Here is a 19,392-nt window from a genome sequence, read left to right on the forward strand (position 1 = left end):
GCGACGGCAGGTATCCATGGACTGGACGCGCCTCAGGGGCAGGGGGAACTGCAGTCCATGGAGACCCCTGCCTGCGCAGGGGTCTTCGGTGAAAACGATACAAGGAGGAAACCCTACCGCCCCTCGCGCCGCCAGGCTGCGAAGGGACCAGCAATCGCACCGCGATTGCCCCGGAGCAGGCCCAAGCGCAAGCGCAGGGCTATCTGCCTTCTCGCCGCCAGGCGAGAATTGAAAAGATCACCAGGAAGCCCGCGGCCAGAAGGCCCGGCAGCAGCGGCTGGCTCTTCGACGAGCGCACGGCATAGGCCCCGCGTTCGCGCAGGCCCAGCCAGTTGGCGCCCGCCGCATTGCCGCGCGCGCTGACGCGGCGGATGTCCGGCAGGTTGGTGCCGGCCGCGTTGAGGCGGATGACGCCGCCGCCGGTCGCCTTGGCGAACGGCTCCATGATCTGGGTACTGGATTGCAGGTCGGCATATTCCTTCGGGTTGGCCGGCCCGTTCAGGGCGACGGCTTCAAGGCCCCCGGCCTCGGCGCGGTAAAGGCCCAGCTGGTCGATCGGCGCTTCGGCGCTGAAAATACCCGGCGCCTTTTGCGTCCAGACCGGCTCGATGATCCGGCCTTCCGGCGTTTCCAGCTGCAGCGGCGGGGCCGTGTCGAGCAGGGTGCGCAGTTCCATTTTCGCCGTGTCGCCTTCGGCCACGAGGGTGAGGCGGCGCTCTTCCAGTTCCGGCTCCTTCATCATCCAGTGGACCACCCGTCGGATCAGTTCCGAAAACGGCCCGCCACCGTCATGGCCTCTGGCCCATAGCCAGATCTGGTCGGACATCAACATGCCCACGCGGCCCTTATCCACCCGGTCGACAATCAGGAGGGGCTTGTCGTCCGGCCCGCTCATCAGCACGTCCCCGGCCTGCGCGGTCGCCTCGATATAGCGCATCCAGCCGCCCCAGGTCTGGCCGTCCAGCGGCGCGGTCACGGCGTGGCGCTTGCCCGCTTCGGTCAGCTTGGGAACGAATTCCCCGGTCCGGATCGTGCCGGTCGGCGAGGCGGGCAGGACAGCGGCGAGGGGAGAGCGCGCGAGGCTGCCGGGCCCGGCAAACGGCTCGCCCGCCGCAATCAGCAGCGCGCCGCCATCGGTCACATAGCGCGCCATATTGGCAAGGTAGGACTGGGTAATCACGCCGCGCCGCTCATACTGGTCGAATATGATGAGATCGAAATTCTTCAGCTTGTCGACGAACAATTCCTCGGTCGGAAAGGCGATCAGCGCCAGTTCCTCGGGCGGCGTGTAATCGGTCTTGTAGGGCGGACGCAGGATGGTGAAGTGGACAAGGTCGACCGACGGGTCGGATTTCAGCAAGTCGCGCCACACCCGCCCGGCCTGGTTCGGTTTGCCGGTGACGAGCAGGACGCGCAAGCGGTCGCGAACCCCGGCCAGCGTCGCTGCCGTCCGGTTGTTGGCCAGCGTCAGTTCTTCCCGGCCCGGCGGAACTTCCACCACGATGACATTCTCGCCGCGCCGCTCGATCTCGATGGGCAGTTTCGTATTCTCGCCCGCATTGACTTTCACGCGCTCGACCGGCCCGCCATTAAGGGAAACGCCGACTTCAATCTCGCCGCCGTCAGGGTCATCGACGCGCACGACAAGGTTCGCGGTCTCGCCGACAATCCCGAAATTCGGCGCATCGACAATCTGCACGCGCCGGTCGCCCCGGTCCGGATCGCCGACCACGAGTCCGTGCACGGGTCCGATGGCGTTTTCCCGCGCCTCTCCTGCAGGAAAGTCATGCACCTGGCCGTCGGTCACGAGGATCGCCCCGGCGATTCTGTCGCGCGGAACATCCGCCATCAGGCCTTCCAGCGCGCCGTAAAGGTGCGTGCCGTCATCATGCGGATCGGATTCCAGCACACGCACTTCTAGCGACGTGTCGGCTTCCAGTTTTGTCCTCAGGTCATTGAAAGCTGTCTGGGCCGCGCTGGCGCGATCCCCGAACTGCATGCTTTCCGACCGGTCGAGCACAATCGCCGCCACCGAGGGCAGGGGCTCGCGTTCTTCTTCCACCAGCGACGGATTGGCAATCGCCGCCGCCAGAAGTGTCAGGCCCAGGCCGCGCGTCAGCGCAGCTTGCCCACGCAGGAAAACATAAGCGATCCAGGCCAGCGCTGCGACAGCGACGACCAGCCACAGCGCCGGCCAGCCAAGGAAGGGATCAAACGCAAGACGGGTGGCATCAATCATTGCGGCCCCCCTTCGGGCAGTCTCTCCGGCAGGCGCGGATCGGCCTCGTCTTCATCGCCGTTTCCCAGCCGTTCCAGCAGGGCCGGCAGGTGGACCTGATCGTCCTTGTAATTCCCTGTCAGCACATACATCACGAGATTGACGCCAAAGCGCCGCGCCATTTCGCGCTGCGTCGGCCCGCCATCGACGGAATAGAGATCGCGCCCGCGACTATCCACCGCCCAGGCAGACGCCCAGTCTGCATCGCCAATGAACAGGCGCGAAACGCCATCGCCGCGCGGGGCATTCGGTCCGCCGGTCTTCTCGATCCACAGGCGGCGATTGGCAAAGCGGCCGGGGAAATCGTCGAGCAGGTAGAAGCTGCGTGCCAGCACATGATTGGTCGGCACCGGCTGTAGCGGCGGCGCGTCGAGGCCTTCCAACAGTGTCTCCAGCGGCGCAACATCGGTATCGGTCCCAACCGTTCCGCCCGCCCGCGTGTCGATCACAAGCGCGCCACCAGACCGGAGATAGACGTTCAGCTTGGCAATCGCGGTCGCTGACAGTGGCGGCGCGCCTTCGGGTATGCTGAAATAGACCAGCGGGTAGAGTTCCAGCGCGTCGGTTTCGAGGTTCAGCGCGTCCGGTTCAGCCGGCTCAACTGAGGTGCGCAGGCTGAGCACGGAGGAGAGGCCCGACAGGCCCGCCCGGGTCCGCTCATTGAGGGCACCATTGTCTGTCTCGACATAGCCGAAACGCATGGTCAGCGCCGCATCGATTTCCTTCTGCGTCGCGCGGCCCGGCCCGGCAATCGGCACAACCTGCGGCGCGGTCGAGACGCGGCGATAAGAGCCATCCGGCATTTGCTGGTAGCGATAGGACTGCGCGTCAGCCTGCGGCGCCAAACTGAAACCGAGCGCGCAGACCAGCAGCAAGGCCGCAGCGCCTTTCGTCCGGCGGCCGAGACGCGGTAAATGCCCGGCCACGAGCAGCGCGATGAACAGGTCGAGCGTCAGCAGGATCACGGCCAGTGTCAGCAGCGGCCCGGCAAGGCGCAGCGACCGCGCTTCGGCGTCACCGAGCAGCCGCGCCGCCAGCGGCCAGGCTTCGATCAGCGACGGGCGGGCCCCGGCGCCAGCGTTCAGCGCGCGCGTGCCGGACGGACCCTGATAGAGGCCGGGCGGGTGGGCTTCGGACGGTTTGATCGTGCCGAAGTCGGCTGCCTTCAGCGGCGCAGCATTGGCACCGGCAGCGGCGAGGCGGCCATAGCCATCGAGCACCAGTTGCGGCGAATAGGCGCCTTCGGTGTCGCTGACAGATTCGCCGCGCCCGGCGGCGATGGAGCGGCGCAGCATCTGCTCGAACGTGCCGGAATAGGGCAGGTCCGACCAGTCTGGCCCGGCCGTGATGTGAAACAGGATCAGCGTGCCGCTGCCGCGGGAATCGGCGGTCACCAGCGGGCTGCCATCAGCGAGCCGCGCCCAGGTCTTGCGGGCAAGGTCCGGCGCAGGCTTGGCCAGCACCTGCTGCTTGATGCGGACATCGGGCGGAATGGCGAGGCCATCAAATGGCGAGTTCGACGGAAAGGGCGCCATGGCCTGCGGTTCGTCCCAGGCCAGCGCGCCGCCAAGGGCGCGGGACGAGCGGCGAAGCGCAACCGGCAGCAGGTCATCGCCCTGTGCGGCAAGGTGCGGCCCGGCAAAGCGGATCAGCGCGCCGCCTTCTTCGACCCATTCGGTCAGGCGCTTGGCATCTTCCGGCAGGATCTGGCCAATGTCCGTCAGGATGATCGCGTCCGGCGAGGTCGAGACCAACGCCTCGATATTGCCTTCGTTGATCGACGCGAAAGGCTCGAGCGCCTTGCGCACATAGTGCATGTCCGAAAGCAGCGGCTGGGCAACCGAGCCTGCATCGACGAGGCCGACACGTCGCGAACGGTTTGACGAATCCCAGAGCCAGACCGTTCCGGCGCCTTGGCGTCCTGTTGCCGTGAACCGCGCGATCCGCGAGAGCGCAGCGGCCGGAATGGCAAAGCTCGCCACGGCTTCGCGTTCGCCGTCATTGAATACGGCTTCGGCGGTGGCGAGCGCCGAGCCGTCGAGTGTGAGGGCAGAGACAAAACCGCGCTCCTCGCCGCGCGGCTGGGCACGGCGGAGCGTGACGGAGACGGAATCGGTTTGCGATGAAATACCGGTGATCGCCGCCGGTCCGGCAGGCGGAGCGGCATAGACCGAGAGCGGGGCGATGGCTGAGAGCGCGGCGGCAAAGGCGCGCCCGCCTTCACTCTCGATGCCGTCGCTGGCCCAGAAGATGCGCGCGGGTTTCAAGCCGGAGTCTTTCAGCCGCTCCAGCGCTTCGGTCCGGTCGGTGCTCCAGGATTGGGGGCGCAGCGAGGACAGGCGCTTGGCCATGTCAGCGCGCGAGAGGCGCATGGCCGGATTAGTGTTTAGCGTCTGCGGCGCGGTCAGTAACAGGTGCGTCGCCGCGTCCCGTCCGCCCGTGTCGAGCGTCGCGGTGGCCGCGTCGACCAGTTCGCTCCAGCGCGGCGCCGAGGGCCAGCCATTGTCGACCACCACCAGCAATGCGCCGCCGGCATCGGGGGCTTCGTTCCGCGCGCCCGGCGCATAGACAGGTTGCGACAGGCCGATGATCGCGGCGGCTGCCGCCAGTGTGCGGATCAACCAGACCCACCAGGGCGTCCGCGCCGGTGTTTCCTCTTTCGGTTCGACTCCCTCAAGCAGGCGAAGCGAGGGAAGCTCCACATCCTTTGGCGCAGGCGGCGTTGCGCGCAGCACCCACCAGATGACCGGCAGGGACAGCAGCGCAAACAGCGCCAGCGGCGCGCCGAACAGGAAGGGGCCGAGCACGGTCATCCGCGTGCCCCGAAACTCTCGACGGCCAGTTTCAGCCGGGCTGCGCCATGTAGGCTGGGCGTGCCGGTCGTGTGGGGAACGAAGCGCCAGCCGATCTGGGTGGCGAGGGCCAGAAGGGCTTCCCGCTGCTCAGCAAACTTGCGCTGGTAATCTTCGCGCAGGGTTTCAGCGCGCCCAAGAATGCGGTCGGTATCGGCGCCGGGACGATGGAGCTTCACGCGGCCGGAGAAAGGAAACGCCTCTTCGATCGGCGCAGCCACCGCCAGAAGCACACCTTCCGGACATTTTGCGGCGAGCGGCTTCAGGCGCGCCTGCCATTCCGGGATCGGATCATAGAAGTCGGACGCGATGACCAGCGTAGCGGACGTGCGCGGCGGCGGTGGGAAAGGACGGCCTGCGCCATTGGAAATGTCCTCGGCCAGCCGGTCGACGGCGCGCTTGCCGAAGCTCGGCGTGCGGCTTGCGCCGAGCGCACCGATACGTTCGCCATCCTTCGACATCATGATGCCGAGCGTCAGCATCAGCAGGCGCGCTTCGTCCGCCTTGGTGCGGATGTCGCCGTCGCCCTTCCAGTTGAAACCGGCGTGCGGGTCGCACCAGAATAGCACCGTGCGGGCGGTTTCGAGTTCCGTCTCGCGCACGAACAGCTCATGGCCCTTGGCCGAGCGGCGCCAGTCGACGCGGTCGGCGGCGTCTTCCTGCGCATAGCGGCGGTATTGCCAGAACTGCTCGCCGGTTCCCGCGCGGCGGCGTCCGGCGCTGCCGATATGCGCGGCTTCAGAGGCCTCGGCCTTGAAGTTCAGGTTCGGCAGCTGGCGGGCCAGCGCCTCGGCTTCAGCACGAAGATCGGAGAGGGGAGTCATTTGGTGTCTCTTTGGGGAGAATTGCTTATGCCCGCTTCCGATTCGAGAGACGCCAGGCAAATCAATGCGTCCTCCATTATTTCATTGCTCTTTTCGTCGCCCGCGCGGATCTGTTGCCTCAGTGATTCGAGGTAGTTTGGTTTTGCCTGTGTGAACGCTTCACTCAGGACGGATTTTTCATAAGGCATGGCGAGGGGGCATGGCTTTCCTGAAACGCGCAATGGTTGCTCTTCACACCTACGCGCCTTGTCGCGTCTGTATTCCCTAACGACTTGGTACCGGCACTGAAGATCGGTGGAACATGCCTGCATCGACTGAACAGGCATAAAACTGGATTCGGCGGAAAAATCGATGGCTTGCAGGTGAGGTTGGCCAGCTAAGTGCTCAACAATGAGCGCGTGATTGATAGTCGATGAACAGCGAATGATATCTAAAAAGCCCAAGCTTTCTGAGGTGGCATTCGGGTTGGCGTCGAGAATCCGCGCATGTGATTCATGTGCTGTGTCGAGTAGGCTCGGCCTATCCTCAACCACTTCGGGCGTGAGCCACCGATTTCCAATGATCAACCCACCGATCACAAACAGGGTAATCAGCGTGTTTCGAATATTGAAATAGGGATGTGGCTTTTTCACAAAAATCCCCTGCGTCTAAGCCACCTTCCGCGCGAGGTCGTTGATCAGGTCGGTGAGGCTCGGGGCTTCGCCGGTCGGATCGTAGCGCATGGCCATGCGGTGGCCGAGGGCGGGTTCGGCGAGAGCTTCGACGTCTTCGATGCTCGGCGCGAGGCGTCCACGCAGCAGGGCGCGGGAACGCGCGGCGAGCATCAGGGCCTGACCGGCGCGTGGGGACGGGCCCCAGTCGACAAGGCGCTGCACGCGCGCATCAGACGTTTGCTCAGGGCGGGCTTCGCGGATCAGGTTCAGGATCGCCGCGACGATTTTCTCGCCGACCGGCATGCGGCGGACCAGCGCCTGGATCGACATCAGCTGCTCGGCGTCGAGCGCCGGGCGGACGGTCTGGTCGGCGCCGCTGGTTGTCTCGATCAGGATGCGGCGTTCGGTGTCGAGGTCCGGATAGGCGACATCGATCTTCAAGAGGAAACGGTCGAGCTGGGCTTCGGGCAGGGGATAGGTGCCTTCCTGCTCGATCGGGTTCTGCGTGGCCAGCACGTGGAAAGGCGCCGGCAGGTCGTGGCGCACGCCCGCGACGGTCACATGACGCTCCTGCATGGCCTGCAGGAGGGCAGACTGGGTGCGCGGGCTGGCGCGGTTGATCTCGTCGGCCATCAGCAGCTGGGTGAAGATCGGCCCCTTGAGGAAGCGGAAGCTGCGCTGGCCGCCCGCGCTTTCGTCCAGCACTTCGGAACCGATAATATCCGACGGCATCAGGTCGGGCGTGAACTGGATACGCTGGTTGGCGAGGCCGAGCGCCCTGCCCATCGCTTCGACGAGGCGCGTCTTGGCAAGGCCCGGCGCGCCGATCAGCAGCGCATGACCGCCTGCGAGGACAGCCGCCAGTGCCAGTTCGACAACCCGTTCCTGACCGAAGACGGCCTTGCCGATTTCCGCCTTGACCTGGTGCAGGGTTTCAGTGGCTGCCTCGGCCTCGGCGACGATGTCATTCGTATCTACTGCAGTATCGGCCATATAAAAGGCGCCTCCGGCTTCACGTGTCTGGCAAACAAACCTATGTCTAAGGCCTCATCATGGCGGAGTAAGACGTGAAATCCAGTCCCGGTAACACATTGAGCCTCGAGGAGACGCTTAAGGCTATCCTGCCGGATGGCAAGCTGTCGGGTAAGCTGCCGCCTGTGGAATCGTGGAATCCAGAACATTGCGGCGATATCGACATGGCGATCCGCGCCGATGGCAGCTGGTGGCATGAAGGCGGCCGCATGGGCCGCGAGCGCATGGTGAAGATGTTCTCGCGCATCCTGCGCAAGGATGAAGATGGCGAAACCTATCTTGTCACGCCGTATGAAAAAGTCGTGGTCCGTGTCGAGGATGCGCCCTTCATAGCCGTGCGTGTCGACCGGGCGGGCGCGCCGGGGCCGGATCAGGCGCTGGCCTTCCTCACCAATGTCGGCGACGTGGCGGTGGCAGGGCCAGAACTGCCGATCCGCGTCGAGACCGATGCGCAAACCGGTGAGCCGTCACCTTATGTCCTGGTCCGGGGCCGGCTTGAGGCCAAGCTGGCGCGGCCCGTCTTCTATGACCTCGCCAACATGGCCGTGCCCAATCCGGATGGGTCGCCGACGCTCGGTGTGTGGAGCCAGGGCCAATTCTTTACCATTGGCCCGGCAGCCTGATCCAGATGGGCTACACAAATCTCGACGATTTCCTGACAAGAGCGGCTGCGCGGCTGGATCCGCCGGTCGGTGCGATGAGCCTGCAGGAAGGCGGCGACATGGATTTCCTGACGCCGGAAGAAGTGGCCATCATCCGGCCCGCTGCCGTGCTCATCGGGATCATTCCGCGCAAGACCGGTGCGACGACCCTGCTGACCGTCCGCCCCACCACAATGTCCACCCATGCTGGTCAGGTCGCATTCCCGGGCGGCAAGGTTGATCCGATCGATGTCGATGAAGTGGCCGCCGCCCTGCGCGAAGCCGAGGAAGAAGTCGGCGTGGTTCCGGGCGATGTCGATGTCATCGGCAAGGGCTCGCCCTATGTCACGGGCACGCGCTTTCGCATCACGCCTGTCCTGGGCGTACTGCCAGCCGACTTTGTCGCCGTGCCGGACCCTACGGAAGTCGCCGATGTGTTCGAGACGCCGCTCGATTTCCTGATGAAGAGCGCCAATCATCAGACGGGACACGCCGTCTACAAGGGCAAGGAACGTCAGTATTACGAGATGCCCCACAATGGCTATCGTATATGGGGCGTGACAGCGGGCATTATACGGCGTCTGTACCAGACACTATATGAGGGTTGAATCCCCAACGCGCGATTAGGGGTTTGGTTTGGGCTCGGTGCGACTTATCTAGGACGTAACCTGAATTGGAGGGAAATTTTGGCAGGCAGGCTGGTCTTTGAGGCCTTTATCTTCTCGATCCCGTTCATCCTGTTCGGACTCTACTTGCTGGCGACCGCCAGCGTGGAACAGGAAGGCAAGCGCAAATGGCCGGTCCAGATGCTGTTCCTGGCCGGACTCGCGCTCGCCACGATTGCCTGGTTCGTCCTGATTGTGCTGGAAAAGAAGGAACGCGATATCTGCCATGAACCGGCCCGGTTCGAGAATGGCGTGATCATTCCGGCGCGCGACTATCCGTGCGAGCAGAATGTGCGGGATGTCGGTGTGCCCCTGAAAAAATCCCCCGGCATCGTGCCGCAAGGTGCTGTCGGCCCGGCTGACGCACGTGATGCGTCCGAAATCCAGGCCCGCTTCCCGGAAACCGAGGCGTCGGATAGTCCCGATGACCCCGATTGAGCAGATTGCGCCGGCCTGGCTGACGCAGCGCGGGACGCAGGCTGTCATAGCGGCGCTGGAGGCTGCTCGTCCAAACGGATCGCGATTCGTCGGCGGCTGTGTGCGCAATGTCTTCCGGGGCACTACGCACGCCGATGATGATATCGATATTGCCAGCCAGTTGGAGCCGCCAGCGATCATCGCGGCGCTCGAGGCCGCTGGTATTCGCGCCCAGCCAACCGGTATCGAGCACGGTACGATCACCGCGATCTTCGACGGTCGGCCCTTCGAGATCACCACGCTTCGCCGCGACGTCGAGACCGACGGGCGCCGGGCCGTCGTGGCCTTTACCGAGGACTGGGCCGAGGACGCCGCGCGCCGCGATTTCCGCCTCAACGCCCTCTATGCTGATCGCGAGGGCCATGTGTTCGAGCCGATCCCTCAGAGCCTGTCCGATGCCAAATCGGGCCGTGTCGTCTTCATCGGTGATGGTGATGAACGCTTGCGCGAGGATTATTTGCGCATCCTGCGCTTCTTCCGTTTCAATGCCTGGTATGGCGAGGCGATTGACGGGGCCGGGTTCGACGCTTGTGCCCGCCAGAGACAAGGCCTCCAGAAAATCGCCGCCGAGCGGATCTGGAAGGAACTGAAAAAGCTGCTCGGTGCGCGCGACCCGTCAATTGCCATGCTGGCGATGGAAGAGAGCGGCGTTCTGGAAGAAATCCTGTCCGGCGCGCACGCCGACGGCGTGGTTGCGCTGTGCGAAGCCGAGAAGCAGGCAGGCCTGCGCCCCGATCCGATGCAGCGCGTCATGGCGATGCTGCCGCGCCGCGGTCGCGAACTGGATGCGGTGGCCGGTCGCCTCAAGATGTCGAATGAGGAACACCGCCGCCTGCTGGCCTGGGCGAGCGCCGGGATGGACCATGTCCAGGGCCTCGCGCCGCGCGATCTGCATGCGGCGATTTATGCCTACGGGCCCGAAGCGGTTGAGGATCGGGCCGTGCTGGAGGCGGCCCAGTCGGAACGAATCGCCGGTCTCGGGGCGCGCCTGTCAGAGATCGCGACCTGGCCGCGGCCCGCTCTGCCGGTCGGCGGCGAGGATGCGCTCGCGCTTGGCCTGTCCGGCCCACAGGTTGGCGAGACCTTGCGCGCCGCCGAATCAGCCTGGATCGACAGCGATTTCAAGCTGGACCGCGCGGCGCTTCTGGCGCGGCTCAAATCGCCCGATTGAGGCCCCAGAGGGTCGCGGTCAGGTAAGTGGCAAACAGCAGCCAGCCGAGATAAGGCAGCTGGATCAGCGCGGCGATGCGTGAATGGCGGTCGAATTCGCGCAGTAAGGCGAAATCGAGAATCAGCAGGATGGTCATTACGCCGAAGGCGAGGCCTGCGTCTCCGAGTCCGAAAAAGGCGAGGTTCCAGACCATGCCGCCGGCCAGCAACAGGAAATAGAGGCCGAGGGCGCTGCTGGCTTCACGGAAGCTGCCTGCCGCCTTCACGACCAGAAGCGCGCCGGCCACAATCGCAATCATCACAACAGGCCAGGCCAGAACGATGGCGATGCCCGACGGCGCCAGGGGTGGCTTGGCCAGTCCGGCATACCAAGTCGGCGACGCGCCATTCGCGACGAGATATCCCAGAATGCTGACGATTGCCGCGCTGGCCACAACCAGGACCGCGCTCATCCAGGGTATGGGGTATTGGCGCACCAGCATGAAGGCAGTGTACCCTCATACGGACGCATCGTCATCGCAGAACATTGAAATCAGGGATTTTTCTTTCGGATCGTCCGGGGTCTACGCTGGACGGCCGTCATGGCCATTTCACCACGGGGGGCATGCTGGACAGGATGCTCGTCACATTGCCTCCGGTTTTCAGGCCGAACGTCGTGCCGCGATCATAGAGCAGGTTGAATTCGACATAGCGTCCGCGCTGGACCAGCTGCTCCTCGCGCTCGGCCTCGCTCCATGCCCGTTGCATGCGGCGCGCAACGAGGTTGGGGTAGATTTCCGCGAACTGCCGGCCAACTTCCTGCGTGAACGCGAAATCGCCCTCCCAGTCGCCGGTATTGAACCGGTCATAGAAGATGCCGCCCGTTCCGCGCGGCTCGTTGCGGTGCGGTAGATGGAAATACGTGTCGCAATGATCGCGCATCTCCGCGAAGTCCGCGCCGGAATAGGAATCGCACGCCGCTTTCATCGCCGCATGGAAATCCACAGAATCTTCAAACGCTCGGTCACGCTGGTAGGCGAGCAGGGGATTGAGGTCGCCGCCGCCGCCAAACCAGCTGTCGCTGGTCACCAGCATGCGCGTGTTCATGTGGGCAGACGGCACGTGCGGGTTGCGTGGGTGGGCGATCAGGCTGACTCCGCTGGCCCAGAAGTGTCCATCGGACTTGTCAGTGCCGGGGATCTGCGCCGCGAAGGCCTCGGAAAATGTACCGTTCACAAGGGAAAAATGGACGCCGACCTTCTCGAACACATTGCCGCGCATGAGGCCCATCCGGCCGCCGCCAAGGTCTTCGGATCCGTCTCCTCGTGCCCATTCGGTCATCTCAAACCGCCCGGCAGAGCCAGTGTAGAGCGGCGGCCCGGCGGCATCCTCGAGCGCCTCGAACCGTGCGCAGATATCGTCTTGCAGTGATTTGAACCAGGCGCTGGCGTGCGCCTTGCGGGCATTAAGATCAGGATTGGTCATGGCGCTTTTGATGCGCTGTCTGGCCTCCTGCGACAAGCGCGCTGTTGTCACAGGCCACAAGTCAGGATAACGCGCGTCGACAAGTGTTTTATCGGGGCCTCCCGTGTCGCCTTGCCGCAATGGGCAAGAAAAGGGGCCGTGTGTATTACGGGGCTAAGAATCTGCCTTGAAGGACGGGTACAGCGTGACTGATCAAACTGCACATTCCCATGACGATGCCGTCGATGAAGATCGCCGCAATTTCGTTCATATCGCGACGGGTGCCGTGGCTTTCGGCGGACTGGCCGCTTTTGCCATCGCCGCTGTCGACCAGTGGAACCCGGCGGCCGATACGCGCGCCGCGTCGTCGCTAGACGTTGATATCTCGAAAGTGCCGCTCGGCGGTGAGATTCGCGTCCTGATTGGCGGCAAGCCATTCTTTATCCGTCACCGCACTATAGCGGAAATCGCTTCGGCGGATGCGGTGAATGTCGCGACCCTGCGCGACCCGGAGACCGATGACGAGCGCCTGCGCCCGATGGTGGACGGCAAGCTCAATCCGGCCATCTTGATCACGTCCGGTGCCTGTACCCACCTCGGCTGCGTGCCGGTTGGCCCGACACAGGGCAATGTCGGCGCCTTTGGCGGTTGGTACTGTCCGTGCCACGGCTCACAATATGATACGTCCGGCCGGATTCGCAGCGGCCCGGCACCTAGCAATCTCCCGATTCCGAATTACAAATATGTATCGGATACCGTGGTCAACATTTCCCTCTAAGGAAGGATATCTCTGATGAGCGGACATGAATCATCCTACACGCCCAATTCCGGCTTCGAGAAATGGCTCGACAAGCGCCTGCCGCTGATTCGCTTTGCGAATGATACGGCCATCACGTTCCCGACGCCGAAGAACCTGAACTACTGGTACACGTTCGGCGCGATCCTCGCGATCTGCCTCGTAGTCCAGATACTGACTGGCATAATCCTTTCCATGCATTATGAAGCCAGCGTCGATGGCGCCTTCGCTTCGGTCGAGCGCATCATGCGCGACGTGCCGTATGGCTGGCTCCTGCGATACATTCACTCCAATGGCGCTTCGATGTTCTTCTTCGCGGTGTACATCCATATGTTCCGCGGCCTCTATTACGGGTCGTACAAGGCGCCACGCGAAGTGCTGTGGATTCTCGGCTGCGTGATCTTCCTCCTGATGATCGCAACGGCCTTCCTCGGTTACATGCTGCCATGGGGCCAGATGTCCTATCACGGCGCCAACGTGATCACCTCGCTGTTCGGCGCCATCCCGCTTGTCGGTGAAAGCCTGCAGACCTGGATCCTCGGCGGACCGTCGATCGGTAACCAGACGCTGCAGCGCTTCTTCTCGCTGCACTACCTGTTGCCATTCATGATCGCCGCCGTCGTGATCCTGCACATCTGGGCCCTGCACGTGCCGGGCAACAACAACCCGACTGGCGTTGACGTTCAGGACGTGGAAAAGGATACGGTTCCGTTCCACCCCTATTACACAATCAAGGACGGCTTCGCGATCGTGCTGTTCCTGATCATGTTCGCAGCCTTCGTTTTCTACGCACCGAATGCGCTGGGCCATGCTGACCAGGCTATCGAAGCCAATCCGCTCGTGACGCCGGCCCATATCGTGCCCGAATGGTACATGCTGCCATTCTACGCGATCCTGCGCGCCATCACGTTCGATCTCGGCCCGATCCCGGCCAAACTGCTCGGCGTGATCTTCATGTTTGCCGCCATTGCCATACTGTTCGTCCTGCCATGGCTCGACACGTCTAAGGTCAGATCGATGCGCTACCGCCCGGTGGCACGTCAATTCTTCTTCGGATTTGTCGTTGTTTGCGTTTTGCTGGGCTGGTGCGGTGCAAAGGCGCCGGACGCTGCCGTCATACCGGCGCTGCAAGGCGAAAAGATTCTCGTCGTGAGTTACAGCGAGAACGGTCAGGAAGCGACTAGCGAGTACAAGGGCGAAGAAGCCTATGTCGATGCGAAACGTTTCATGGGCAATCTTCCGGAAGGTGCCAGCCCGTCGCTGGCGGCCGTTTCGCCGGCGACATTCCAGTTCAGCCAACTTTCGCTGATCCTGACGATCTGTTATTTTGGGTACTTCTTCATGTTGTTCTTCATCGGGCTGACCGAGAAGCCGAAGGAACTGCCGGAATCCATCCATAAATCTGTACTCAAGCGCCACAAGGCGTCTTCAGCAACCGCCGTTCCGGCCGAATAGGGAGCCTCGAGGTAAATCCATGAAAGCGTTCCGCATTCTCGCCGCCGGTCTTGCCGGCCTCAGCCTGGCAGCCATGGCGCATGCCGAAGGTGGCGCCGCCGCCCATCCGCATGAACCAGACGGCGGATGGGAATTCGACGGCCTGCTCGGTCAGTTCGACATGCCATCTGTACAGCGCGGTTACCAAGTGTACCGTGAGGTTTGCTCGTCCTGTCATTCGATGAAACTGATGAGCTATCGCAATCTTGGCGAGCCGGGTGGCCCGTTCTTCGATCCGGAGTACCCGAACGCAAACGAGAATCCGTTCTTGAAGGCTCTGGCCGCCGATGTTGAAATTCAGAGCCCGACTCCGAATGATATCGGCGACTATGATTTCCGTCCAGCCACGCCCGCTGACCAGTTTCGTTCGCCTTATGCGAACGAAAATGCTGGGCGCGCCGCCAATAATGGTGCTGCGCCGCCAGACCTGTCGGTCATCGTGAAAGCCCGCCATGGCGGTGCCAGCTATATCTACAGCCTCCTGTCGGGCTATCCGTCGGAAGACGCGATCAGTACGCGCGAAGTCTCCCCGGCAGTCGTGACGGCATCGGCTTCCGATAACGGTACGCCGGACGATCCGAGCGACGACATGGCTGAAGTCGCCACGTCTGCCGTCATGCAGACGGTCATCGACATGTCGAAAGTCCATATTCCAGGACACGAAGCCGCTGAAGGCGAGCATGGCGACGCCGGCGTTCTGATACAGCCTGCTGGCCAATTCTACAACCCCTTCATGGCTGGCGACACGACGCCGCAATTTGAAGGTGACCCGCGTAAATCGCCCGCTGGCGGTTTCCTCGCCATGGGCCCGCAACTGGCACCGGGCCGCGTGACCTACACGGATCCAGAAGCGCCTGAAGCGACCGCCGAGCAAATGGCGCATGATGTGGCCCAGTTCCTGGCCTGGGCCAGCGAGCCGAAACAGACCAATCGCAAGTCGCTTGGCCTGCCGGTGATGATCTATCTCGTCATCCTGGCGATCCTGCTCTGGTTCTCGTACAAGCGCATCTGGCGAAAGGTCGATCACTAGGCCGATCTGACATTCTGTTGAATTGACGAACCCCGCCCGGACTGGTGTCCAGAGGCGGGGTTTTCATTTAAGGGACTGAAACATGACGAAATGGACGCTCGGCATTATCGGCGGCTCCGGCCTTTACGAGATTGATGGCCTGGAGGACCGCCGCGAGGAACACGTGCAAACGGTATGGGGCGCCCCGTCCGATACGCTGGTGCGCGGGCATATCGGCCCGGTTGACCTTGTGTTCCTGCCCCGCCATGGCAAGGGCCACCGCCTGACACCGTCGAGCGTGCCCTACCGCGCCAATATCGCCGCGCTGAAGGCGGCCGGTGTCACCGACATATTGTCGATATCCGCCTGCGGCAGCCTGAAGGAACAATATGTGCCGGGCCAGTTCGTGGCGGTGGACCAGTTCATCGACCGGACCGTGGCGCGCGAGTCTACTTTCTTCGGCCCCGGCATGGTCGCGCATGTCTCCATGGCCCGGCCCGTCTGTTCGCGCCTGTCTTCGCTGGCGGCAGATGCCGCCGAAGGCGTCGGCGCCCTGACGCACCGGGGCGGCACCTATCTCGCGATGGAGGGCCCGCAATTCTCGTCGCTGGCAGAATCGCGGCTGTATCGCCAATGGGGCTGCGATGTCATCGGCATGACCGCGATGCCCGAAGCCAAGCTCGTCCGCGAAGCGGAGCTGCCCTACGCCACCCTCGCCATGGTCACGGACTATGATTGCTGGCGCGAGGATGAAGAGGCCGTCAACGTCACGAATGTGCTCGAAATCATGGGCCAGAACAGCGCGCTGGCCCGTCAGGCCGTGGTGCGACTGGCTGAAATGCTGGCAGACAGACCTCGCACGCCCTCACCGGACGGCATCGATACCTGTCTCGACCATGCCTTGATCACGGCCCGGGCGGCGCGGGACCCGGCCATGCTGGCAAAGCTTCAGGTGATTGCAGGCCGGGCACTTGGCGGCTAAGCTTTGCCTTCAATTAGTTGGGGGCGTGGCTGGTCAGGCCATGCAGGACGATTGAAGGGGACCTCAGAATGAGCGAGTCGGATTTCTACACATTTTTCACAGGCGGCCTCGGCCTCCTGATCGCGGCGGCGCTCCTGATCGCTTGGCAATTCTGGCGTCTGCGCGAGGATGAACGCGAAGGGGCCCTATCCGCCCTCCAGGGCGTCAGCCACGAGTTGCGCATCAACCTGCAGCGCATGGTCAATGAAATTGCCCAGATTGCCGCCAATCACGAAGCGGGGCCGGACGCCCTGCTGCCGATCCGTCATCCCCAGCTCGACGGCGTCAATTCGACGTTGATCCGCGCCAACCGGAATGCAATCGCCGTCCTTGGCGCCACGTATCAGGAACTTGAAGCCCGCAAGATGAGCCTCCGGGCGACCCTTGCCCAAGGCCGTGATCCGTCAACATCGCTCGATGATGCCATGGATGCTGTAATCAACGGCATTGCGACGCTCTACATGTGGGAAGTGCATGACGGAGCCCGTCCGTCTGACGCCGGCGTCGTGCGCAGCTGGCATGTGCGCAGCTGGATGAAAGGTCATGGTTTCAGCCAGGGCGCTTTGCCCGGCATGTATCTGCGTGACGAAGTCGTCGAACGCCTCCGCACCTATGGGCTGAACCTGACACCGCAGCCGCTGACCCATACCGCTCATGAATACTACAACATGCAGTATGATCGGCATGCTGACACGCGTGGACCGCTCGGCAAGCGCAAGCCGTCCAAGGATGAACCGGACGCGGATATCGAGGAAGAAGACGATGAGGAACTGGCTGCGGCGAATGGTGATGCAGCAACCTCGGAAGCGGAATTGCACTAGGCGCTGATTGGCCCAATCGAAAACCCTCGACATGAAACACCTCATCGCCGCCCTCGTCCTGTCACTGCCCCTGGCCGCCTGCACCACTTCAGGCGCAGTCCAGACTCCACCTGCGGCTGCGGTTTCGTCGGCCGCTGAAGTCGGTGCGATCACCGCCCTCCTTGAACAGCAGGATGAAGCCTGGAACCGCGGCGACATCGATGCCTTCATGGACGGCTATTGGCGTTCTCCCGAGTTGCGTTTCGCGTCGGGTGGTAATGTCACGCGCGGGTGGGACGAAACCAATGCGCGCTACCGCCGGGTCTATGCAACGTCAGACCTGATGGGGCGGCTTGTCACGTCCGATTATGAGATCGTGATTCTGTCGCCAGACGCGGCCATTGCGCATGGTGCCTGGTTGCTCGAACGCGCCGGCGACCGGCCCTCCGGCCTCTACACGCTGGTCCTGCGCAAGATCGATGGCGAATGGCTGATCGTGTCGGACACGACCACGTCGGCGGACTGATACCCATTCCGCAATTGGCAGTTTACGCCATAACGGGCAGAACCCGTGTCGGGAGACCCGGACCCGAAACGGAGATTCAGGCATGCAATGCGCGACACGCGACTATGACACCAGCAATTCCGTACTCGAACGCGAAATCGAACGCCCCTGGTTCCGCCATTTCATCATCATCCTGATCGTCATCAACGCCGTCGTGCTGGGCGTGTTGACCTATCACGAGTCCTTGCCGAACAGTCTTGTCGTGGTGCTGGAGGTCTTTGACCGTGCCGTGACCTGGGTGTTTGCGGTCGAAATCCTGCTGAAACTTTTCGTGTACCGGGTTGAGTTCTTCCGCGCCGGCTGGAACTGGTTCGACTTCGTGGTCATCGGCGTCTCGATGCTTCCCGGTGGCGCCGGCTTCAGCGTCCTGCGCGCCATGCGTGTGCTCCGCGTCCTGCGTCTCCTGCACATTATCCCGATGATGAAGCGCATAACGGAAGCCTTGATGAAGGCGCTGCCCGGCATGGGGGCAATCTTTGCCGTCCTGGCGCTCGTCACCTATGTCGCTGCGGTCATGGCCACCAACACGTTTGGCGACACGACCGATCCGGACGTCGCGCTCCTGTTCGGCGACCTGCCGAAATCCGCCTATTCGCTGTTCCAGGTGATGACGATGGACGGCTGGCGCTTCGAGGTCGTTCAGAAGGTGATCGATGACGGCAATCCCTATGCCTGGATATTCTTCATCATCTTCATCTTCATCGCGAGCTTCGCCATCCTCAACCTGTTCATTGCCCTCGTGGTCGAAGCGCTGGCCTCGGAACAAAAGGCATTGATCGAAGAGGGCCTTGTGGAAATTGAAGGCGACATTGAGGGCGAGTTGGACCAGGCCGAGTACCAGCGCAGCGAGATGGTGCGGCTGATGACGTCAATGCGCGCAGAGATTGCGGAATTGAAACAGATGGTTGCCGCCCGCAACGCCTGACCCGATACGCCCATGTGTCCATTTGCTTCACGCATATGTCAGCGGGACTCACTCACATCAGCCGGATAATCTGCTATAAGGCGCGCAAATGAGCCTGTGGACACGACTGCTGGAAGGCGAAAAACGCCTGTTTGAACCCGATTCCTTACCCGAACCGGCTGCCGACGGCATCGAATGTGCGCCCGATCCCAATGATGTCGGTTTTACCGCAGCGGTTGTCGGACTCGGCGCGAAGCTCGCGATGGCCGACGGCGCGGTGACCGACCAGGAAATCATGGTCTTCTCGCGCGTTTTCCGCGCGGCGCCCGAAGATGCCGACAATGTCCGCCGCGTCTTCAACATCGCCCGCCAGACCGTGCGCGGCTATGAAAGCTATGCGAGGCGTATCGGCCGCAAATACCGCAATCGACCTTGCCTGCTGGAAGGCGTGCTGGACGGCCTCTTCGAGATCGCCGGCGCCGACGGCGTCATCACCGACGCCGAGATGCAGTTCCTGAAAAATGTCAGCCTGGCCTTCGGATTCAGCGAGGGCACGTTCCGGCGTATCCGTGCCAGCCATCTCGGGCCGGAGCGTGACGACCCCTATCTGGTTCTCGGCGTGGCACACGATGCTGAATTCAAGTCGATCCGCGCCGCCTATCGCCAGCTCATGGCCGACAACCATCCAGACCGCGTCGTCCAGATGGGGGCGCCACGCGAATTCGAGAACGCCGCCCACGCCAAAGCGGCGTCGATCACGTCAGCCTA

At 63.0% G+C, this 19,392-nt stretch carries 19 protein-coding genes; 12 read left to right on the forward strand and 7 right to left on the reverse strand.

Features of this window, described 5'->3' with window-relative positions; all coding sequences use genetic code 11:
• Positions 1-199: 199 nt before the first annotated feature.
• Genes ACESNB_RS07945 through ACESNB_RS07965 form a run of 5 tightly spaced genes read right to left on the reverse strand, consistent with a single transcriptional unit; the run spans position 200 to position 7,600 of the window.
• The gene (locus tag ACESNB_RS07945; RefSeq protein ID WP_373006053.1) at positions 200-2,239 is read right to left on the reverse strand and encodes a hypothetical protein; all 2,040 of its coding nucleotides are present in this window, start codon (positions 2,237-2,239) and stop codon (positions 200-202) included.
• A complete protein-coding gene (locus ACESNB_RS07950) occupies positions 2,236-5,091 on the reverse strand; it encodes a DUF4159 domain-containing protein (protein WP_373006055.1) in 2,856 nt (951 codons plus the stop codon). The genes ACESNB_RS07945 and ACESNB_RS07950 overlap by 4 nt, the downstream gene beginning before the upstream one ends.
• Positions 5,088-5,954 (reverse strand): DUF58 domain-containing protein, encoded by an 867-nt coding sequence (locus ACESNB_RS07955; protein ID WP_373006057.1) that lies wholly within the window; start codon positions 5,952-5,954, stop codon positions 5,088-5,090. The genes ACESNB_RS07950 and ACESNB_RS07955 overlap by 4 nt, the downstream gene beginning before the upstream one ends.
• Positions 5,951-6,586, reverse strand: coding sequence for a hypothetical protein (locus tag ACESNB_RS07960; protein ID WP_373006059.1), 636 nt, complete (start codon positions 6,584-6,586; stop codon positions 5,951-5,953). The genes ACESNB_RS07955 and ACESNB_RS07960 overlap by 4 nt, the downstream gene beginning before the upstream one ends.
• A gap of 15 nt (positions 6,587-6,601) precedes the next feature.
• Positions 6,602-7,600 (reverse strand): AAA family ATPase, encoded by a 999-nt coding sequence (locus tag ACESNB_RS07965; protein ID WP_373006061.1) that lies wholly within the window; start codon positions 7,598-7,600, stop codon positions 6,602-6,604.
• Positions 7,601-7,674: 74 nt separating this feature from the next.
• Between ACESNB_RS07965 and ACESNB_RS07970 the strand changes: the two genes are divergently transcribed.
• The 4 genes from ACESNB_RS07970 (at position 7,675) to ACESNB_RS07985 (ending at position 10,593) form a co-directional block, all read left to right on the forward strand.
• A complete protein-coding gene (locus tag ACESNB_RS07970; RefSeq protein ID WP_373006063.1) occupies positions 7,675-8,262 on the forward strand; it encodes a DUF1285 domain-containing protein in 588 nt (195 codons plus the stop codon).
• A gap of 5 nt (positions 8,263-8,267) precedes the next feature.
• Positions 8,268-8,888, forward strand: a complete 621-nt coding sequence (locus ACESNB_RS07975; protein WP_340691284.1) for a CoA pyrophosphatase — start codon at positions 8,268-8,270, stop codon at positions 8,886-8,888.
• A gap of 78 nt (positions 8,889-8,966) precedes the next feature.
• Positions 8,967-9,383 carry a DUF6111 family protein gene (locus ACESNB_RS07980; RefSeq protein WP_373006065.1) on the forward strand — a complete coding sequence of 139 codons (417 nt, stop codon included), beginning with the start codon at positions 8,967-8,969 and terminating at the stop codon, positions 9,381-9,383.
• A complete protein-coding gene (locus ACESNB_RS07985) occupies positions 9,370-10,593 on the forward strand; it encodes a CCA tRNA nucleotidyltransferase (protein ID WP_373006067.1) in 1,224 nt (407 codons plus the stop codon). Before ACESNB_RS07980 ends, ACESNB_RS07985 begins: the two co-directional genes overlap by 14 nt.
• Here ACESNB_RS07985 and ACESNB_RS07990 read toward each other — a convergent pair.
• Both ACESNB_RS07990 and hemF read right to left on the reverse strand, forming a co-directional pair.
• A complete protein-coding gene (locus ACESNB_RS07990) occupies positions 10,577-11,074 on the reverse strand; it encodes a TspO/MBR family protein (protein ID WP_373006069.1) in 498 nt (165 codons plus the stop codon). The two genes, ACESNB_RS07985 and ACESNB_RS07990, sit on opposite strands and share 17 nt — an antisense overlap.
• Positions 11,075-11,171: 97 nt before the next feature.
• On the reverse strand, positions 11,172-12,056 hold the full coding sequence (gene hemF, locus ACESNB_RS07995) for an oxygen-dependent coproporphyrinogen oxidase (RefSeq protein ID WP_373006071.1): 885 nt from the start codon (positions 12,054-12,056) through the stop codon (positions 11,172-11,174).
• A 184-nt stretch (positions 12,057-12,240) separates the two neighbouring features.
• Here hemF and petA point away from each other — a divergent pair, with 184 nt between their 5' ends.
• The 8 genes from petA to ACESNB_RS08035 all read left to right on the forward strand — a co-directional run.
• Positions 12,241-12,813 carry a ubiquinol-cytochrome c reductase iron-sulfur subunit gene (gene petA, locus ACESNB_RS08000; protein WP_373006073.1) on the forward strand — a complete coding sequence of 191 codons (573 nt, stop codon included), beginning with the start codon at positions 12,241-12,243 and terminating at the stop codon, positions 12,811-12,813.
• A 15-nt stretch (positions 12,814-12,828) separates the two neighbouring features.
• The gene (locus ACESNB_RS08005) at positions 12,829-14,286 is read left to right on the forward strand and encodes a cytochrome bc complex cytochrome b subunit (RefSeq protein WP_373006075.1); all 1,458 of its coding nucleotides are present in this window, start codon (positions 12,829-12,831) and stop codon (positions 14,284-14,286) included.
• 19 nt (positions 14,287-14,305) lie between these two features.
• The gene (locus tag ACESNB_RS08010; protein WP_373006077.1) at positions 14,306-15,355 is read left to right on the forward strand and encodes a cytochrome c1; all 1,050 of its coding nucleotides are present in this window, start codon (positions 14,306-14,308) and stop codon (positions 15,353-15,355) included.
• 82 nt (positions 15,356-15,437) lie between these two features.
• A complete protein-coding gene (locus ACESNB_RS08015; protein WP_373006079.1) occupies positions 15,438-16,316 on the forward strand; it encodes an S-methyl-5'-thioadenosine phosphorylase in 879 nt (292 codons plus the stop codon).
• A 68-nt stretch (positions 16,317-16,384) separates the two neighbouring features.
• A complete protein-coding gene (locus tag ACESNB_RS08020) occupies positions 16,385-17,176 on the forward strand; it encodes a hypothetical protein (RefSeq protein ID WP_373006081.1) in 792 nt (263 codons plus the stop codon).
• Positions 17,177-17,207: 31 nt separating this feature from the next.
• The gene (locus tag ACESNB_RS08025; RefSeq protein ID WP_373006083.1) at positions 17,208-17,681 is read left to right on the forward strand and encodes a DUF4440 domain-containing protein; all 474 of its coding nucleotides are present in this window, start codon (positions 17,208-17,210) and stop codon (positions 17,679-17,681) included.
• Between the two features lie 82 nt (positions 17,682-17,763).
• Complete coding sequence (locus ACESNB_RS08030) at positions 17,764-18,645, forward strand: ion transporter (RefSeq protein WP_373006085.1); 882 nt, start codon at positions 17,764-17,766, stop codon at positions 18,643-18,645.
• 88 nt (positions 18,646-18,733) lie between these two features.
• A partial coding sequence (locus ACESNB_RS08035; RefSeq protein WP_373006087.1) for a TerB family tellurite resistance protein occupies positions 18,734-19,392 on the forward strand: 659 nt, incomplete at its 3' end.

Origin of the sequence: Hyphomonas sp., assembly GCF_041689225.1 — a bacterium.
Classification (GTDB): Bacteria; Pseudomonadota; Alphaproteobacteria; order Caulobacterales; family Hyphomonadaceae; genus Hyphomonas.

Excerpts from the sequence above, each read along its gene's own strand:
- ACESNB_RS08020 (WP_373006081.1), top strand. The coding sequence starts at position 16,385 with ATGAGCGAGTCGGATTTCTACACATTTTTCACAGGCGGCCTCGGCCTC.
- ACESNB_RS07955 (WP_373006057.1), bottom strand. The coding sequence starts at position 5,954 with ATGACTCCCCTCTCCGATCTTCGTGCTGAAGCCGAGGCGCTGGCCCGC.
- hemF (WP_373006071.1), bottom strand. The coding sequence starts at position 12,056 with ATGACCAATCCTGATCTTAATGCCCGCAAGGCGCACGCCAGCGCCTGG.
- ACESNB_RS07975 (WP_340691284.1), top strand. The coding sequence starts at position 8,268 with ATGGGCTACACAAATCTCGACGATTTCCTGACAAGAGCGGCTGCGCGG.
- ACESNB_RS07965 (WP_373006061.1), bottom strand. The coding sequence starts at position 7,600 with ATGGCCGATACTGCAGTAGATACGAATGACATCGTCGCCGAGGCCGAG.
- ACESNB_RS08030 (WP_373006085.1), top strand. The coding sequence starts at position 17,764 with ATGCAATGCGCGACACGCGACTATGACACCAGCAATTCCGTACTCGAA.
- ACESNB_RS07945 (WP_373006053.1), bottom strand. The coding sequence starts at position 2,239 with ATGATTGATGCCACCCGTCTTGCGTTTGATCCCTTCCTTGGCTGGCCG.
- ACESNB_RS08015 (WP_373006079.1), top strand. The coding sequence starts at position 15,438 with ATGACGAAATGGACGCTCGGCATTATCGGCGGCTCCGGCCTTTACGAG.
- ACESNB_RS08025 (WP_373006083.1), top strand. The coding sequence starts at position 17,208 with ATGAAACACCTCATCGCCGCCCTCGTCCTGTCACTGCCCCTGGCCGCC.
- ACESNB_RS07990 (WP_373006069.1), bottom strand. The coding sequence starts at position 11,074 with ATGCTGGTGCGCCAATACCCCATACCCTGGATGAGCGCGGTCCTGGTT.
- ACESNB_RS08005 (WP_373006075.1), top strand. The coding sequence starts at position 12,829 with ATGAGCGGACATGAATCATCCTACACGCCCAATTCCGGCTTCGAGAAA.
- ACESNB_RS07950 (WP_373006055.1), bottom strand. The coding sequence starts at position 5,091 with ATGACCGTGCTCGGCCCCTTCCTGTTCGGCGCGCCGCTGGCGCTGTTT.
- ACESNB_RS07985 (WP_373006067.1), top strand. The coding sequence starts at position 9,370 with ATGACCCCGATTGAGCAGATTGCGCCGGCCTGGCTGACGCAGCGCGGG.
- ACESNB_RS08010 (WP_373006077.1), top strand. The coding sequence starts at position 14,306 with ATGAAAGCGTTCCGCATTCTCGCCGCCGGTCTTGCCGGCCTCAGCCTG.